Below are 16,765 nucleotides of genomic sequence, written 5' to 3' on the forward strand. Positions count from 1 at the left end.
ATAAATAAGTACAAGATTCAGTCCGCCGGATTTGAAAGTGAGTAAGGCCTTGGTTCACCTGACCAACAATAATAGCAGGTAGCCTGATCACTTTTAGAAGTAAACCTGGCTCGGACATTGTCGCCAAGACAAAAATTTAAACCTAAGTTTGAGGGGGCTTGGGTTTAATTTTCTTTTCCCTTTCCAAGCCTCCGCTTCTCTGACATCCCTATCTGAGTTACATTCTTATTCAGTGCAATAGCATTGCTGTATGGTATAAGTGTGTAGACACACGCAACCGAATATTAAAATGCTATTTGCCCAGCGCAGACGAGCAAGCAGCTCCTGAATTCGTATGCCTGAGTACTTAGCTGTGATGACATTGCTAAAAAATAGCTACAAAATAGCTGCGTGATACTGCTGAGTTACTCCGGAGAGGACGCCGTGCACATACTGGTAACAGGTGGAACAGGATTTATAGGTCGTCACTTGATTCATCGTCTTCTGGAAGAGGGTGAGCAGGTCACTGTGCTGAGTCGACAAAAAGCAGAAACAGTAGAAAAACTGCTGGGTTCTCAGGTCAAAACAGTTCACTCATTCCAAGACATACCTCTTGATGCCGTCTTCGATGCCATTATTAATCTGGCTGGTGAGGGGATTCTCGATCGTCGCTGGAGTAAGTCTCGCAAACAGGTACTGGTTTCCAGTCGCGTCGAGTTGACTCATAAGCTCGTTAACTGGATAGAGAGGGCAGATTATAAGCCTCCTGTTCTTATCAGTGGCTCTGCAATCGGTATTTATGGTTCAGGTATCCCTGCTGTTGGTGAGGTCAGTCAACCTTTGGATGAGTCGGCTGCTGCAGGCCATGACTTTGCTGCGAAACTTTGTGAAGACTGGGAAAAGGCGGCACTCAGGGCTGATGACCTTGGTATCAGAGTTTGCCGAGTCAGAACCGGTGTTGTTCTTCATCCTTCGGGTGGCGCACTAAAAAAAATGCTTTTGCCGTTCAGGTTGGGTCTAGGTGGTGTTATAGCTTCCAGTCGTCAGATGTTTTCATGGATACATATGAACGACATGGTTAATCTACTGTTGTTTCTGCTTCATACTGATTCTGCTAAGGGCGCTTACAACGCTGCAGCGCCTTGTCCTGTGGATAACTATCAATACACTAAAGCTTTAGGTCAGGTTATACAGCGACCTACTGTGATTCCAGTGCCTGCTTTTGTTCTCAAAACTCTGTTGGGAGAAGGCGCGGCCATGTTGCTTGAGGGGCAAAATGTTGTCCCGAAAAAAGCTCAGTCAGAAGGGTTTGAGTTTACTTTTCCTGACCTGGACAGTGCTCTCACTTCTTTATTACGTTATTAAAAATTACAATCATTTAATATTTCTTTTTGTAATATAATACGCCCCTCATCTTAATTTCACTCAGTCTGCACAATGCGTCTGGCAGCCATTTCTGGCTGTTGGGGCAAGCTCTGTTTTAGCTACAGAGGCAAACGGTATTCAGGAAAATATGACCAAGGCACTGGAAATAAAAAATCTGCAAAAGAGCTATGACAATGGCTTTGAAGCATTGAAAGGAATAAATCTGGAAGTACAGGAAGGTGATTTTTACGCCCTTCTTGGTCCTAATGGCGCGGGCAAATCCACCACCATTGGCATTATTTCATCACTGGTTAGAAAGTCATCAGGCCATGTTTCTGTATTTGGGTATGACATTGATTCCGATATGGTGAAAGCCAAGAGGATGCTGGGCGTTGTTCCTCAGGAATTCAATTTTAATCAATTTGAAAAAGTTCAGGATATTATCGTTACTCAGGCTGGTTATTACGGTATTCCTGCTGCTGAAGCGAGAAAACGTTCGGAAAAATACCTGAAGCAGTTGGGCCTGTGGGATAAACGCAATAATGTATCCAGAATGCTTTCAGGTGGTATGAAACGTCGCCTCATGATTGCACGGGCGCTGATTCACAAGCCAAAACTATTGATTCTCGATGAGCCAACCGCAGGTGTTGATATTGAGCTGCGTCGCTCGCTCTGGGATTTTCTGCGTGAAATCAATGAGCAGGAAGGCACGACCATAATCCTTACTACTCATTACCTTGAAGAAGCTGAACAGCTATGTCGGAACATCGGCATTATCGATAAAGGTGAGATTGTTGAAAATACCAGTATGAAAAACCTGCTGGGTAAGCTTCAACAGGAAAGCTTTGTGCTTGATCTACGAGAGCCCGTCGCTGATGTGCCCAAATTTGCCGGATACACTGTGCGTAAAGTGGATGACCTGTCCATTGAAGTCGACGTTGCCAAGAATCAGGGGGTTAACGACCTGTTCCGCCAGCTGAGTGATTACAGCATCAGCGTTGCCAGTATGCGTAATAAGTCCAATCGTCTTGAAGAATTGTTTGTCAGCCTGACCACTGATACGCCAGTAGAAAAGAGCGTTTCAGAGAACAGCGGAGAAGAGAAAGGAGAAAGTCAGCCATGAGTGAATGGAAGTATAATCTGGTTGCTTTTAACACCATTTTCAGTCGTGAGATTCGTCGGTTTATGCGAATCTGGCCGCAGACTTTGCTGCCGCCGGTCATTACCATGACACTGTATTTTGTTATTTTTGGTGCAGTCATCGGTTCCCGTGTGGGTGAAATGGGTGGTTTTGACTACATGACCTTCGTCGTGCCGGGTCTGGTTATGATGTCGGTGATCACCAACAGTTTTACCAATGTGGCATCGAGCTTTTTCAGTAACAAGTTTCAGAAAAGTATTGAAGAGTTGTTGGTTTCACCCGTACCTAACTGGGTCATTCTTGCTGGCTACACCATGGGTGGCGTAGTCCGGGGACTGTATGTTGGTGTTCTGGTCATGCTGCTGGGCGCATTCTTTATTGAGCTGCAGATTCACCATGTTCTAGTGACGCTTTTGGCGGTATTCCTAACTGCGACCTTGTTTGCGCTGGGTGGCTTTATCAATGCTATCTTTGCTGGCAAGTTTGATGATATTGCAATCATCCCGACTTTCGTACTGACGCCTCTGACTTATCTCGGCGGTGTATTCTACTCTGTGGATGTATTGCCTGAACCATGGCGCCAGTTGTCCATGCTGAATCCTATTCTGTATCAGGTGAATGCATTCCGTTACGGCATTCTTGGGCAGGACAGCGGCATCAGTATTGGCTGGGCCTTTGCAGTGATGACGCTGGCAATCGTGATTCTGGCGGTCTGGGCCTTGCACCTGCTAAGAGTGGGCAAGGGTCTCAGAAGCTAAAAACTAAGAAGCCAAGAGCACCGTTAACCTTGCAGTTCTGGCTTGCAGAAGGATAATAGCGAGCCATTATTTTTCACCTTTAGAGCTGTTTGATGAGTGAATTAGTTAATGCCTCGCCACTAGGCAAGGTCAGTGAATATCAGACTCACTATAACCCTGAACTGCTGTTTCCTATTCCCAGAAAAGAGAAACAGAAGGAACTGGGGCTGGACCCGGAAGACCTGCCATTTGTTGGCAGCGATGTCTGGTTTGCCTATGAATTGTCCTGGCTGAACAGCAAGGGTAAACCGCTGGCGATGGTGGGTAGATTTGAACTGCCGTGCAACTCCCCAAGCCTGATCGAATCCAAATCGTTCAAGCTTTATCTGAACAGTTTCAACCAGAGTGCTTTTGATTCCGTTGAGGCCGTTCAGAATTTAATGGTGAAAGATCTCAGTGCGGCTGCAGGCGCGACCGTCGGCGTAAAGCTGATGACCATTGCCGAGATGGAAAGCTTTGGTTTCCATCATGCTGAAGGAGTAGAAGTTGACCAGCTGGATATCAGCATTGACTGCTATGACTACAGTCCTGACTTGCTTCAACGCGCAGAAGGGCAAAAAGAAGAAGTTCTGGTATCACACCTGCTGAAATCAAACTGCCCGGTTACCGGCCAGCCAGACTGGGGAACCGTTGTCGTAGAGTATAAGGGACAGGCAATTGATCACGAATCTTTCCTGCGCTTTATCTGTTCTTTCAGAGGGCATCAGGAGTTTCATGAGCAGTGTGTAGAGCGTGTCTTTACCGAAATTCGGTCACGCTTTGAAATGGAAGAATTGACGGTCTATGCCCGCTATGTTCGCCGTGGTGGTCTCGATATTAATCCATGGCGCAGTACTCATCAGGCTGAGCAGAAGGATGTTCGCCTGATACGACAGTAAACCCGGGCACGGTAGTAAAGACAGTTGGCAGGTCGCAGAAAATCTGCGATTTGCCAGTCTAATCTGTCTCTAAAGCTTCTACTTCATATTCCAGACTTTTCTCAATACGTTTGCTGGCTTCCTGCAAGCTTTGTAAAATTTCTTTTCTGGACTCGGCATCAATATTGTCCTTATCCATATAGATTGAGAAACCATTGGTTTCAAAATCCATATAGCCCGGTTTTTCTCCCAGGTTACGTCGGAAATCCAGAACACGATAGCAATGAACGGCACGGTTAAAGCCTTTAACAGGTACTTCGCCCTGGTTGTGACAGAGAATGGTGTCTTTCACCAGTGACCATGTTTCGTGGGATATCAGAATCTGGTTAGCGTCAGCCATACTTTCCAGCCGGCTGGCGAGGTTAACCTCTTTGCCAATCAGGGTGTAGTCCATGCGGTTTTCTGCACCGAAGTTTCCTACTGTGCAATAACCGGTGTTAATGCCCATGCGAATTTGCAGAGGACGTTCAATGCCTTGCTTTTTCCACTGTTTCCTTAGAATCTTCATATGACGTCGCATAGCGATAGCCATGGAAACGGCCGCCAGTGCATCTTTCTTTGGGCCTCGGGTTTTGGGGTCGCCAAAAAAGATCATAATACTGTCACCAACAAACTTATCGATGGTGCCGCCATACTTCAGGGCAATTCGTGACATCTCGGTAAGATACTGGTTGAGCATATCAGTCAGTGCTTCAGCTTCGAGCTCTTCCGACAGTTCGGTAAAACCTTTGATATCCGAAAAGAAAATAGTCAGCTTTTTTCTCTGGCTTTCAATCTTAGCGGTCTTTCGGCCAGCAAAAATAGAATGCCAGACTTGAGGGGAAAGGTACTTGGTCAAGTTACTGGCCAGCATGGTATAGCGCTGTTGTTGTTCGTCGGCCCTGTTTTTCAACTCCATAAACCCGCGCTGCCTCTGTCGTATGACCCAGGCCAGATAAATCATATAAATACTGATAAGTACTGCTGCTGAGAATGTCAGTGTCAGTGGCGCTGGCTGCATTAACGGCTGGGGTATCAGGTAAAGGGTGACGCCACCGGAAGCCAGCATCAGTAAGGGCAAAGCAATAAGTGATACAGGGCCGAAGCGGAGCATACTGCTGTATGAGATCACCATAAACAGCAGCAGAGATGCGATAGGAGGTAAACCGGCCGCAACAAGAACGCTGCCAAAAATAAGAGCGTCAGCCGATACCGAGAGGCTTTTACTCTTGCCTGGCTTGAAATATTCAACGGCTGAAAACAGCATGGTTCCAAGGTGAGGGTAAACAGCCAGAAATAAAGCGAATGCTTTCATGTGCTCTGGCAGCGAGTGGTTGAAAATACCGTAGGTGATGCCTATGGCAGAAAGGGAATAAGCCAGTATCCGTGCAAAATAGTCACGGCTTACAGGGTTGTGCAGGTGTTTTTGAAGATCCAGTCGGCTCATTTTCTACTGTCGTATAATTAATTACATTTAAATGACAGTCCGGTTGTCGATTGTGTCATTTAAAAGGCAGGTTATACCAGAGACTATTATTTAATCAAAAATAGTGAAGCAGCTTAGTTTAATGAAGGGAAAATTAGCTGTTTTTATTTTTGTATATTTCCATTGCAGGTTACGGTATTTTTCGGGGCAAGTGAATTAAATAGTAAGAAAATTCTATTTCTGGGGAGTTTTTACTCAGGATGGTTGCAAATAAAATAAGATGTTAATAAAAATCAGTTTTATTAGAGAGAATGAATGTATCAGCCAGTTTTACGATGAACTGACTGATAAAGTTCTAGAGGTTAATCAGCTCAATAAGGTGGTCTTCCCAATCTTCTTCAGCCACTCTGGATTCTTCAATAGCAATTTTTCTGACTGATACTCCTGAATCATGAATGCTCTGTTTGTTGCCGGAGACCAGGGGGTGCCATTCTCTGAGCGGCTCTCCTTTGGCAATTAAGCGATATGCACAGGTTTCCGGCAACCAGTGAAAATCAGGGATATCAGCAACGGTCAGTTTCAAGCATTCAGGCACATGCCGCATTCGTTCAGGATAATTGGAGCACTGGCAGGTTTTTGTATCGAGTAAGCGGCAGGCAATAGACGTATAAAAAACCTCACCGCTGTCTTCATCTTCCAGCTTATGAAGGCAGCATCGCCCGCAGCCGTCACAAAGGCTTTCCCACTGTTCAGAGGTCATCTGATGCAGCGGGACAGTTTCCCAGAATGGTCTACTCATACAGGGTCGTTAAAGCTCAGGAACTCGGTGGGCAAATGTTGAATATAGTCGTCTTCTTCTTCAGCAGAAGGCATCTGTAGATAGAAACCTTTCTCTTCGATGTCAGTCAATACCTGCTCAGTTTCAGCTCGCGCCAGTTTACGCTCGGGTGTCAGCAGCATATCCATCACGTGAACTGCAGAACCAAAAACGGTCATTAATGCATCCGGTACCTGTTTCAGCTGGTCTTTCTTGTTGACATAAAGGTACATTTCATTCTTTTTCGAGCTTTTAAATATAGAAATCAGTTGTCGTGTCATAGTTTTTTAATGCTTGTCTTATACATTACCTGACCTCGTTAGAGACTGTGTTGTAGCTCAGCCTCAGGCAGAACAGGTCAAAGAATGTTATCGATTTATCTGAGTCTGATGTTCTTTCAGCTCGATTATCAGCGGTTCGGCAACTTCTGTACGACGCCAGCCCTGAATGCTGTCGGGTACAGCGAAGCGTTTATTGCTCTGCCAGTAGCGTAGAATGGCGCTGGACATTTTGCCGGAAAAAAGAAGCTCTACAGGAACACCGAGCTGCTCAGACTTGTGACCAAGCCATACCTTGATCAACTTTCCATAGTCTTTAGCGGCTTTTGGCAGAGGCGCGGGCAGCGGCGCTGGTAGTTGCTCATTCGGTAATGATTTAGCTTGTTCGATCAGTTGAAGAATGATGTCTCCATCGGTGCGAACCATCTTTGGTTTCATATCCTGTATAGCAGACAATGATTGAATATTGTCTGGGATATGACGGGCGATGAGCCAGAGACTGCTTTTTGGAATAACACGGTTTCTTGGAATGTTACGCTTCCGAGCCTGCAGTTCGCGATATTCACAGATGTTTTTGAGCACTGCCAACTGACGAGGTCGAAGCTGCCAGTTGCGTTTTACATCTCTCCAGACTTCAGCCGGGTCTATGTAAAGTGAGCTGGCTTCCATATTGGCACAGTCTTCTTTCAGCCATTGCCATTGAGGTTGCCCATCCAGCTGCTTCTTCATTACTTCGTAAGTTTCCAGCAGATGAGTAACGTCCAGCGTCGCATAACTGATCTGGGTTTCAGTCAAGGGACGTTGCAACCAGTCAGAACGAGTCGCATCTTTTGGCAGATCAATGTTCAGCAGATGTCGCAGAAGGTTCTGATAGCTTAATGAATGGCCAAGACCGGCATAAGAAGCTGCCAGTTGGGAGTCAATCATTGCCGCAGGTTTTACTCCAGTCAGAATCTGGAACACTTCCAGGTCTTCACTGCAGGCGTGCAGAACTTTCGTTACAGATGTACTGGCTATGACTTCACCGAAGGGCGACCAGTCAGTCACTGAAAGCGGGTCAATTAAAAATGCTTCCTCGCCAGTCCCTACCTGAACGAGTCCGGGAATGGGGTAGAAGGTATCTGTCCTGATAAATTCGGTATCAAGAGCGATCGCATCCAGCTTCAGCCACTTTTTACAGCAGTCCGATAACTGATCGTTGGTCAGGACCCATACCGGATCAGGATGTTCTAAAGGCATAAGAGACTGTGCGGGAAATAAAACATCATTATAAAGGGATATAGTCGAATCCCAAACCAGTCTTTCAGAAATGAGGATGTTTATTTTAACAGGGCTGTCAGGCGAGTGGTTAATGGAACCGTTGAAAAGCCACTCACCGGGCAGTGAGTGGCTTTGAAGAATCAGCGCATGGACTGAAGAGCCAGAATGCGATCTTCCAGAGGTGGGTGACTGGTGAACATGGCCGCCAGACCGCCCTGACCACTTTTACGAATACCAAAGGCTGACATAGTTGCAGGCATGGCACTTGGTGCGTCGTACTCGGAACGCAGGCGCTCCAGGGCAGCAATCATATCACCACGGCCGGCCAGTTCGGCACCGGCCACATCGGCACGGAACTCACGCTTGCGGGAGAACCACATTACGATGGAGCTGGCCGCAATACCCAGAATAATCTCGGCAATAAAGCTGACCACATAGAAACCAATACCTGGACCGCTGTTTTCTTCTTCGTCACGACGCAGGAAGCTGTCTACGGCATAGCCAATAATACGGGCAAAGAACATCACGAAGGTGTTCACGACACCCTGAATAAGGCTGAGTGTCACCATGTCGCCATTGGCTACGTGACCAATCTCATGACCGATAACGGCGCGAGCTTCTCTCTGGCTGAACCGATCGAGAAGACCCTGACTGACAGCAACCAAGGATGCGTTCTTGTTCCAGCCGGTAGCAAAAGCATTGGATTCCGGTGATGGGAAAATACCCACTTCCGGCATACCAATGCCGGCTTTTTCAGACAGCTCTCGAACGGTTTCCAGCAGCCATTGCTCCTGAGCGGTTCTTGGCTGATCAATAATCTGCGTACCGGTTCCCATTTTGGCCATCATTTTTGACAGGAACAGGGATACAAAAGAGCCTGCAAAACCAAAGACAGCACAGAATACCAGCAGTGAACCGAGGTTCAGTCCCTGGGAGTCCATATAACTGCCAACGCCCAGAATGTTAAGGGTGATACTGGCTACGGCTATGACGGCGAGGTTAGTAGCCAGAAACAGCAGGATTCTTTTCATATCTCAGTGATTACCTTTTATATTTGATGGTCAGAATATGGTGACAGATCGTTGTGATTTCAATGGTTTAACAAAAGTTTTACAAAATGATGAAACTGGCTCAGAGCTCAAAGAGCTTTATACAAAGTTGGTTCACTTCGTCTGTGGTTCCTGATTTCAGTACCTGTTTCAGCTGCCAGGCCAGACTGGCCTGTTTTCTGCCAATCAGGGCTGGTTTGTTTTCATCGCTGGTCACTTCAACGATCGGCTTGCAGAGTCTGACAAAGCTCTTTTCAGTTAGCACAACCTCATCGAAACCTTCTGTTCGAACCCGGTCGTGATAACGGATGTAACCTTCGTTCGCTAACCAGATAAAAGCATCGAAGCAAGCCTGATGACGACGGCTGGGTATACCAAATTCATCCAGCGGCTCAGCAGGAATAATGTCGTCAACAAACAGGGATGTTAAACGGGGAAAAGCACCATGAAGGCTGGCCAGAATTCTGGCGCAGTCACGGAAAAAGTCATCTATATGAATATCGGCCATTTGGGGACTTGAAGGGTTTTCCATAAAAGGGAAGGGCAGTTGCCCTTCCTCCAGTTGCCTTGATTACTGCTTGTATCGGCTGAGGAACCGCTCAAGCTTATCGCCAACCTGTTCAAGGTCTTCAACGCGGGGCAGGGTGATGATACGCAGGTGATCGGGATCCGGCCAGTTGAAGGCTCGGCCCTGCACCAGCAGGATTTTTTCCTGAATCAGCAGGTCCAGCACCATCTGTTCATCATCGTGAATGGGATACTTTTTAGGATCCAGCTTAGGGAACACATAGAGTGCGCCCTTGGGTTTGGTGCAGCTGACTCCGGGAATCTGGTTCAGACGCTCATAGATGACATCGCGCTGTGCCAACAGGCGGCCACCCGGGAGTATCAGATCATTAATGCTCTGATAACCACCAAGCGCCGTTTGAATAGCGTGTTGAGCTGGTACGTTGGAACAGAGGCGCATTGAGGCCAGCATTTCCAGACCTTCCAGATAATCCCTGGCAATATGCTTGGGACCACTGGCAATCATCCAGCCTGCTCTGAAGCCTGCTGCACGGTAGGATTTGGACAGGCCGTTGAAGGAAACCATAAAGACATCATCTGCCAGTGATGCCATGGCAATATGTTCAGTACCGTCATAGAGAATCTTGTCGTAGATTTCATCAGCGTAAATGATCAGCTGATGCTCTCTGGCAATCTGAATGATTTCTTTCAGTAGTTCTGGTGGATAAACAGCACCCGTTGGATTATTCGGGTTGATCACCACAATACCGCGGGTTTTGGCGGTGATTTTGCTGCGGATATCATCAAGATCCGGAAACCAGTCGGCTTGCTCGTCACAGATATAGTGAACAGCACGACCGCCGGAAAGATTTACTGCAGCCGTCCAGAGCGGATAGTCCGGAGCCGGGATCAGCATTTCATCGCCGTTGTTCAGCAAACCTTGCATGGCCATCACGACCAGCTCACTGACACCATTACCAATAGTGATGTCTTCCAGCTCAACGCCGGGAAAACCTTTTTGTTGGCAGTAATGCATGACTGCCTTTCTCGCCGAGAACAGCCCTTTGGAGTCGGTGTATCCCGCCGATTCGGGCAGGTTTCTGATTACGTCCTGAATGATCTCTTCCGGTGCATCAAAGCCAAATTGGGCCGGGTTACCGGTATTCAGTTTGAGAACGCGCTGGCCTTCTTCTTCAAGGCGCTTGGCTTCCCTGAGCACAGGCCCACGGATTTCATAACAGACGTTGTCCAGTTTGAGGGACTTCTCGACTTCCTTCATGGCGCTTCCACTTCATGGCCGATTTTTCGACCCATTTTATTATTGAGCGTTATTATTGAGCGTTCGGGTACAGGAGGGCTCATTATGATAGTTTTAAGCGTTTACTGCACTGCCTAAACAAGAGAAAGTCCATGAAAATCAATAAAACAGAAGCCCAGTGGCGGGAACAGCTCTCTGATGAGCAATATCAGGTTTGTCGTGAAAAAGGCACCGAGCGACCTTTTACCGGTGAGTATGTGCATTTTGATGATAAAGGCGCTTACCGCTGTGTCTGCTGTCAGCAGGTACTTTTTGAATCCATCACCAAGTTTGATGCGGGTTGTGGCTGGCCCAGTTTCTGGGAAGTGGCTGATAAGAAGGCTGTTACTTTTGTGGAAGACAAGAGCCACGGGATGGAGCGAACCGAAGTGCTTTGCTCATCGTGTGATGCTCATCTTGGTCATGTCTTCCCGGATGGCCCGGAACCCACAGGGTTGCGTTATTGCATGAATTCCGTGGCACTCAGTTTTACTGATAAAGAATAAAGGCAACTCACAAATTACATCTGGTTGTTAATAAGAGGCGTTGTTATTGCATTTTGATTTTTAATCTCTGAAATCGAACGCCGATACATCGGTCACGGACTGCCGACGATTACTTTCAGGGATGAAAAAAATGAAACAACCAGGTTTTAGAAGAAAGCTTCTAGCTACAGCAATTTCTGCCATTATCACTTTGCCTGTTGGAATGGCATCTGCAAAGCTAAAAGTTGAGAAGGGGGGGGACTATATACCGGCTAACCGCTTCTCTTTTACTGTCTCTGCAAATCAAGGTGATGACTACACAGTAGAGATTCTGACTGAATCAGGCAGACTTGTTGTTAAGGGTTATACACTTGAAAATAAGGTAAGTTCAGGTGAAGCAGTTATTCGTTATGGAACGGCAACTACTAACTACAGCATCTGGTTAGATGATGGTGTTTTATATAGTGGCGAAATAGTCGGTGGATCAAATATCCATGGTATTCTCCTGGATAATGGCTCGCCTTCAGTTGTCAGTATGAATATGGGTGTCACAACTCTAAACGGTAAGATCAGTGCAGGAGCGGGCAAAAACGCATTGCATTTTAAGGAAGAGCTGGGAGGTAAAATAACTGTTGGCGCTAAAGGTGCTCTGATTGGTGATCATGCCATCAAATCCGAAGGTGGACGTTTTGCTGAGGGTGCGGAGATTATCGTCAAAGGTACTCTGACCAGTAATCTGGAGGGAGTTAATAAAAAAGCAATTGACGTATCTGATTCAACAACAGGGCTTAAATTGACCGTAGATGGTGGTTTTATTGAAGGTCATATAGTAGGTAGCAGCGCCTCAACAGATAATCTATCGGCCTCAGGTAATGCCGTATTTGAAGGTGATGTTTCAGGTTTTGAGACCATTAGTTTTAATGGTACTGATAAAAATAACAGTCTCGAATTTACTGGTGATATTGCTTCGGCGAATAGTCATGCGGTCGCAATGACGGGTAAAGGAAATGTTTTTTTTGCAAAAACTGCCTCACAGTCTTTAGATGGATCTCTCTCCTTTGATGGTGACTCTAAAGTAAAAGTGAAGGTTGACAGCTCTTTATCCAGTGCTGCATTAGCGGTATCCGGAAATATTAATTTGAATAACCATGACGTTAAATTTATTCCTGTACCCACTAAAAATGACTTTGATGATGATCAATCATCAACTGTAGTGCTGGTCAGTGCTGCAAATGATTTTAATGTTGATGGTACTGGTACTATTGTTGCGGATTCCCCATTTTCTGACAATAAAGAAGTTAATAACGGGAATAATGGTGATATTGGAGTTATTGTAAATCCAAGAACACCTGATGAAGTGAAAGAAAGCGTTAAGCAGTCAGGTGGAGGTAATAACGCTGCAAATGCAGCCGAGCAGCTAGTAAAGGCGCTTCAAGAGAGTGGAACTGAGGAGCAATATGAGGACCTGGCTTCGCAAAGTCAAAGTGATTTTAATGATGTAGTTGAGGATGGTAATGCCAATAATGCTGGTACCACCCAAAATGCTAATACCAACCTGGCCAGCAAGTCTAAGAATAATGTTGTTCGTCGTTTGGATAACTTAAGATTGAATGAAATCGCGGATGGTAAGGCTTACGGTGATGGAATGGATGGCCAGAGTTTCTGGGTTCAGGCCATGGGCAGTGATATCAAACTGGATGAAAGAACCAACAGCGATAACGACACATTCTCTGGCTATGATGCCGAGATGAGTGGTTTCACAATGGGGTGGGATAAGAATATCAGTGAGGATTTCAGAGGTGGTGCCGCTTTCACTCTGGCAAACATGGAAGTTGATAAGCACAACTCAAATGACAATAGTTCTATTCGGAACTACCAAGTAAGTTTCTACGGTTCATGGGATCTTGGTAGCTGGTATCTGGATGGAGTATTGAATCTGGGTCAAAGTAAACATAACCGCACCCGGTACCCTTCAGGGACTGAGATAACTGCAGAATTTGACTCCAATATTTATGGTGTGCAGTTAATGACGGGTACTGAATTAAAGTGGGATGGTTTGGCCGTAGAGCCTCTGATTGGTTTTAACTACACCATGGTGAAAACAGATGCATACGAAGAAACTTCAGCTACCGCATCGATACATCGCCAGACCGTGGATGACCAGAAGTACCAGAAAATAGAACTGGGCCTAGGTGTTGAATTCAGTAAAACCATTCAGATGGATAAAGCTGAACTGATCCCAAGTCTGAGACTGATGGCCTGGCACGACTTTAAAGGTCAGCAGGTAGAAACGACTACCCGTTTTGTTGCCGGTGGTGACAGCTTTATCTTGAAAGGTGCTGATCCAGTTAAGAAAAGCTATCAGGGTACAGCGGCTCTGAACTACAAGCGTAACGATAATATGAGCTTTAGTGTTGGCTATGAATTCAACAAGAAGTCTGATTTCAGAGCTCACAGTATGTTTATGAAAATGAAGTATGACTTTTAAGGTGTAGTTATCAAAGTTGTTAATTAAGAGGGGGGCGCAATTGCGCCCCCTTGTTTTTTTCTCCATTCTTTGTATCAAGAGAAGAGTTTAAATTACAGATAGTTGTTAATAATAAGCCTTGTTATTACGTTTTGATTTTTTATCTCTGAAACTGATCGCCGATACATCGGTCACGGACTATTCGCGATTATTCTCAAGGATGATAATGATGAAACGACCTGACTTTAGAAAAAAACTGCTTTCTGCAGCCGTTGCGGCCAGTGTCACTCTTACGATAGGAGTGGCTAATGCCAAAGTTACTCGAACGACTGGTGGAGATTTCTATCCTGCGGGGTTTGGTTATACGGTTTCGGCAAAGAGTGGTGATGATTACGCCATTGTTATTGATACAGATCAGAAGGGAACTCTCCATATAAATGGCTATACCCTGCAAAATAAAGTCAGTGGTAGCGATGGGGTAATCTTATTCAAGACAGCCAATGCCAATTACAATATCTCAATGGAAGCAGGTACTTTGTATAATGCTGAAATTCTAGGTGGAGATGGAATAGACGGGATTGTTTTAAAATCTTCTGACCAGACGGTACTTGAAGTAAATCTGGGTAATTCGAAGTTGAATGGCAAGGTTGAAGTTGGTGGGCACGGATTTCTTCTAGAGGAAAACATGGGGGGAACGGTTACTGTTGGTTCTAAAGGCACACTGACTGGGAGTAATGCAATAACAGCAGTTTCCGGTGGCTCTATGGCCTTGGATGCACTTTTTGTTATTGAAGGTAGAATAACCGGCACTAGTGGTGTGGCAATTGACTTTGAATCTGCTTCAAACTCGAATAATTCTAACCCAGGGTTAAAGCTCAAGGTAAAGGGCGGTTATGTTGGAGGAGAGATAATTGGCAGCTCCACTGACAGTGACTCTATCACTGCTGAAAGTAATGCTGTTTTTAATGGTGATATTTCAGGGGTAGAGTCCATTTCCTTCAATAGTTCCGAGACTAAAAACAGTCTTGAGTTTGCCGGTAATATTGCTCCTGCCAATAGTCTTACAGTTACGATGAGAGGCAAAGGCAATATTTTCTTCTCACGGGCTGCAGTGGAGGGGGCGGGTAAACAAACGGTGAATGGTGACCTGATACTTGAGGGTGATACGACGCTTACTACTAAATTGAACAGCTCAGGTTTTGGGTTAGAGGTTGTAGATGGTGATATAAATGTAGGAGCTCACACGCTTATTCTGATTCCTGTTCCTGAAAAAGGCTCTGAAGGAAGCGATGGCTATTTACTTGAAATGAATAGTATTGTTGTTGACCATGCCAATGGTGGTCGAGTAAAAACCGAAGACTCACCCTTTTCAAATAATGAAGAGACTGAGAATACGGACATTCCAAATGGTAATGTAGAAATAAGCGTAGACCCTAAAACCCCTGATGAAATAAAAGAAGATGTGATAGAAGCAGGTGGTGGTGAAAATGCCGGGAATGCTGCTGCAGAATTGCCGGATGTACTTAACAGTGATAACTCGGATGAAGCCAATGACCTTTATGACAAACTAGCCTCTTCCGGAACTAGTGTATTCAACGGTGTTGTGGAAGAGTCCAATGTTAACAACGCCGGTGTAACCCAGTCCGTTAATACAACCCTGTCAAACAGATCAAAAAATCAGGTTGTTCGTCGCCTTGATTCACTGCGTTCTAATGATATTGCCGGTATCTCTTACGGTGATGGAATAACGAGTCAAAGCTTCTGGCTACAAGCCATGAGCAGCGATATTAAAATGGATCAGAGAACCAATGGTCAGGGTGATACTCTGAATGGTTACGATGCGGAAGTCAGCGGCTTTACCATGGGCTGGGATAAAGACTTTGACGGCTTCAGAGCAGGTACAGCCTTCACCCTGGCAAATACTGAAGTAGCAAAGCACAACTCAAAGGATTCCAGCTTTATCAGAAACTATCAGCTCAGTTTTTATGGCTCTATGGATATGGGCAACTGGTATCTGGATGGCGTCTTTAATCTGGGTCAGAGTAAGCACAACCGAAGTCGGTATATTGATGAAAGTGGCTTTAGCGATAACGCTATCACTGCGGAGTTTGACTCTAATATCTATGGCCTCCAGTTTATGGCGGGTACAGAGTATCAATGGGGCGATGTAACTGTTGAGCCTATGGCAGGTTTTAACTACACCATGGTTAAAACAGATGCATACACTGAGGAAGCGACTGGAGCTGTCAGTAAGCTGATTCAGGATCCGGATGGCCAGAAGTATCAGAAAATTGAACTGGGCCTGGGTGTTGAACTTAGCAAAACCATCATGATGGACAAAGCTGAGCTGATCCCAAGCTTGAGATTAATGGCTTGGCACGACTTTAAAGGTCAACAGGTTGAGACTACGACTCGCTTTGTTGCTGGTGGTGACAGTTTTATCCTGAAAGGTGCTGACCCTGTGAAGAAAAGTTATCAGGGTACTGCGGCTATGAGCTACAAACGTAATGACAATATGAGCTTCAGTGTGGGGTATGAGTTCAATAAGAAGTCGGACTTCAGAAGCCACAGTATGTTTATGAAGATGAAATATGACTTTTAAGATAAAGCTGTAGAACATTGTTAAGAAGGGGTCGCCATTGCGACCCCTTCTTTTTTACTCATCTGTACGCATAGCTCTGGTATGGGAAATACTACCGCTGTTAGTAACATTCTTATAACCCAGTGACTCCAAAGCCTGTTTGGCGATACCGGAGCGGCGGCCACTTCGGCAGTAAAGCCTGATATCTGCGTTTCTATCCAAAGTTACACCGACGATCTTTCTGGCAACATCAGTATGGGGAATATTGAGATCACCGCTAATCGAGTCGATTTTATTTTCCTCAGCGCTGCGAACATCAATCCAGATGGTCTTCGCAAAGGCAGTTATGCTGAACAGTGAAAGAAAAAACAAAGTCACTATCTGTTTTGAGTACATCTTCATTTTTAGCAATTCCATATG

Annotated in this window: 15 protein-coding genes; 7 read left to right on the plus strand and 8 right to left on the minus strand. The window is 45.6% G+C overall.

Annotation, left to right across the window (positions count from 1 at the left end; translation table 11 throughout):
* The first annotated feature begins 423 nt into the window (after nt 1–423).
* The 4 genes from EOPP23_RS05080 (at nt 424) to queF (ending at nt 4,160) form a co-directional block, all read left to right on the plus strand.
* The gene (locus tag EOPP23_RS05080) at nt 424–1,344 is read left to right on the plus strand and encodes a TIGR01777 family oxidoreductase (protein WP_370514636.1); all 921 of its coding nucleotides are present in this window, start codon (nt 424–426) and stop codon (nt 1,342–1,344) included.
* Nucleotides 1,345–1,492: 148 nt separating this feature from the next.
* Nucleotides 1,493–2,467 carry an ABC transporter ATP-binding protein gene (locus tag EOPP23_RS05085; protein ID WP_153764860.1) on the plus strand — a complete coding sequence of 325 codons (975 nt, stop codon included), beginning with the start codon at nt 1,493–1,495 and terminating at the stop codon, nt 2,465–2,467.
* Complete coding sequence (locus EOPP23_RS05090) at nt 2,464–3,243, plus strand: ABC transporter permease (protein ID WP_153764861.1); 780 nt, start codon at nt 2,464–2,466, stop codon at nt 3,241–3,243. The genes EOPP23_RS05085 and EOPP23_RS05090 overlap by 4 nt, the downstream gene beginning before the upstream one ends.
* A 92-nt stretch (nt 3,244–3,335) precedes the next feature.
* Nucleotides 3,336–4,160, plus strand: coding sequence for an NADPH-dependent 7-cyano-7-deazaguanine reductase QueF (queF, locus tag EOPP23_RS05095; RefSeq protein WP_153764862.1), 825 nt, complete (start codon nt 3,336–3,338; stop codon nt 4,158–4,160).
* 58 nt (nt 4,161–4,218) lie between these two features.
* Here queF and EOPP23_RS05100 read toward each other — a convergent pair whose 3' ends face one another.
* The 7 genes from EOPP23_RS05100 to EOPP23_RS05130 all read right to left on the minus strand — a co-directional run bounded on the left by EOPP23_RS05100 (nt 4,219) and on the right by EOPP23_RS05130 (nt 10,794).
* Complete coding sequence (locus tag EOPP23_RS05100; protein ID WP_194842497.1) at nt 4,219–5,625, minus strand: adenylate/guanylate cyclase domain-containing protein; 1,407 nt, start codon at nt 5,623–5,625, stop codon at nt 4,219–4,221.
* A 334-nt stretch (nt 5,626–5,959) separates the two neighbouring features.
* The gene (locus tag EOPP23_RS05105; protein WP_153764863.1) at nt 5,960–6,403 is read right to left on the minus strand and encodes a YcgN family cysteine cluster protein; all 444 of its coding nucleotides are present in this window, start codon (nt 6,401–6,403) and stop codon (nt 5,960–5,962) included.
* Nucleotides 6,400–6,702, minus strand: coding sequence for a YcgL domain-containing protein (locus EOPP23_RS05110; RefSeq protein ID WP_153764864.1), 303 nt, complete (start codon nt 6,700–6,702; stop codon nt 6,400–6,402). Before EOPP23_RS05110 ends, EOPP23_RS05105 begins: the two co-directional genes overlap by 4 nt.
* 87 nt (nt 6,703–6,789) lie before the next feature.
* The gene (gene rnd, locus EOPP23_RS05115) at nt 6,790–7,938 is read right to left on the minus strand and encodes a ribonuclease D (protein ID WP_153764865.1); all 1,149 of its coding nucleotides are present in this window, start codon (nt 7,936–7,938) and stop codon (nt 6,790–6,792) included.
* Nucleotides 7,939–8,099: 161 nt separating this feature from the next.
* Nucleotides 8,100–8,990, minus strand: a complete 891-nt coding sequence (htpX, locus tag EOPP23_RS05120) for a protease HtpX (protein WP_153764866.1) — start codon at nt 8,988–8,990, stop codon at nt 8,100–8,102.
* A 100-nt stretch (nt 8,991–9,090) separates the two neighbouring features.
* The gene (locus EOPP23_RS05125) at nt 9,091–9,516 is read right to left on the minus strand and encodes a hypothetical protein (RefSeq protein ID WP_153764867.1); all 426 of its coding nucleotides are present in this window, start codon (nt 9,514–9,516) and stop codon (nt 9,091–9,093) included.
* 63 nt (nt 9,517–9,579) lie between these two features.
* A complete protein-coding gene (locus EOPP23_RS05130) occupies nt 9,580–10,794 on the minus strand; it encodes a pyridoxal phosphate-dependent aminotransferase (RefSeq protein ID WP_153764868.1) in 1,215 nt (404 codons plus the stop codon).
* 131 nt (nt 10,795–10,925) lie between these two features.
* Between EOPP23_RS05130 and msrB the strand changes: the two genes are divergently transcribed.
* From msrB to EOPP23_RS05145, 3 genes are all read left to right on the plus strand, one after another.
* Nucleotides 10,926–11,318, plus strand: coding sequence for a peptide-methionine (R)-S-oxide reductase MsrB (msrB, locus tag EOPP23_RS05135; protein ID WP_153764869.1), 393 nt, complete (start codon nt 10,926–10,928; stop codon nt 11,316–11,318).
* 130 nt (nt 11,319–11,448) lie between these two features.
* Nucleotides 11,449–13,785, plus strand: coding sequence for an autotransporter outer membrane beta-barrel domain-containing protein (locus EOPP23_RS05140; RefSeq protein ID WP_194842498.1), 2,337 nt, complete (start codon nt 11,449–11,451; stop codon nt 13,783–13,785).
* 205 nt (nt 13,786–13,990) lie between these two features.
* Nucleotides 13,991–16,366 carry an autotransporter outer membrane beta-barrel domain-containing protein gene (locus tag EOPP23_RS05145; protein WP_194842499.1) on the plus strand — a complete coding sequence of 792 codons (2,376 nt, stop codon included), beginning with the start codon at nt 13,991–13,993 and terminating at the stop codon, nt 16,364–16,366.
* Nucleotides 16,367–16,420: 54 nt separating this feature from the next.
* Here EOPP23_RS05145 and EOPP23_RS05150 read toward each other — a convergent pair whose 3' ends face one another.
* Nucleotides 16,421–16,747: a rhodanese-like domain-containing protein gene (locus tag EOPP23_RS05150; protein WP_228550560.1), complete on the minus strand. Its 327-nt coding sequence runs from the start codon at nt 16,745–16,747 to the stop codon at nt 16,421–16,423.
* Between the last annotated feature and the right edge of the window lie 18 nt (nt 16,748–16,765).

Origin of the sequence: Endozoicomonas sp. OPT23 (genome assembly GCF_009653635.1) — a bacterium.
Classification (GTDB): Bacteria; Pseudomonadota; Gammaproteobacteria; order Pseudomonadales; family Endozoicomonadaceae; genus Endozoicomonas_A.

Bases quoted from the DNA above. Each gene is read 5' to 3' on its own strand.
- EOPP23_RS05085 (WP_153764860.1), top strand. From the start codon at position 1,493: ATGACCAAGGCACTGGAAATAAAAAATCTGCAAAAGAGCTATGACAAT.
- EOPP23_RS05090 (WP_153764861.1), top strand. From the start codon at position 2,464: ATGAGTGAATGGAAGTATAATCTGGTTGCTTTTAACACCATTTTCAGT.
- queF (WP_153764862.1), top strand. From the start codon at position 3,336: ATGAGTGAATTAGTTAATGCCTCGCCACTAGGCAAGGTCAGTGAATAT.
- EOPP23_RS05100 (WP_194842497.1), bottom strand. From the start codon at position 5,625: ATGAGCCGACTGGATCTTCAAAAACACCTGCACAACCCTGTAAGCCGT.
- EOPP23_RS05105 (WP_153764863.1), bottom strand. From the start codon at position 6,403: ATGAGTAGACCATTCTGGGAAACTGTCCCGCTGCATCAGATGACCTCT.
- EOPP23_RS05110 (WP_153764864.1), bottom strand. From the start codon at position 6,702: ATGACACGACAACTGATTTCTATATTTAAAAGCTCGAAAAAGAATGAA.
- rnd (WP_153764865.1), bottom strand. From the start codon at position 7,938: ATGCCTTTAGAACATCCTGATCCGGTATGGGTCCTGACCAACGATCAG.
- htpX (WP_153764866.1), bottom strand. From the start codon at position 8,990: ATGAAAAGAATCCTGCTGTTTCTGGCTACTAACCTCGCCGTCATAGCC.
- EOPP23_RS05125 (WP_153764867.1), bottom strand. From the start codon at position 9,516: ATGGCCGATATTCATATAGATGACTTTTTCCGTGACTGCGCCAGAATT.
- EOPP23_RS05130 (WP_153764868.1), bottom strand. From the start codon at position 10,794: ATGAAGGAAGTCGAGAAGTCCCTCAAACTGGACAACGTCTGTTATGAA.
- msrB (WP_153764869.1), top strand. From the start codon at position 10,926: ATGAAAATCAATAAAACAGAAGCCCAGTGGCGGGAACAGCTCTCTGAT.
- EOPP23_RS05140 (WP_194842498.1), top strand. From the start codon at position 11,449: ATGAAACAACCAGGTTTTAGAAGAAAGCTTCTAGCTACAGCAATTTCT.
- EOPP23_RS05145 (WP_194842499.1), top strand. From the start codon at position 13,991: ATGATGAAACGACCTGACTTTAGAAAAAAACTGCTTTCTGCAGCCGTT.
- EOPP23_RS05150 (WP_228550560.1), bottom strand. From the start codon at position 16,747: ATGAAGATGTACTCAAAACAGATAGTGACTTTGTTTTTTCTTTCACTG.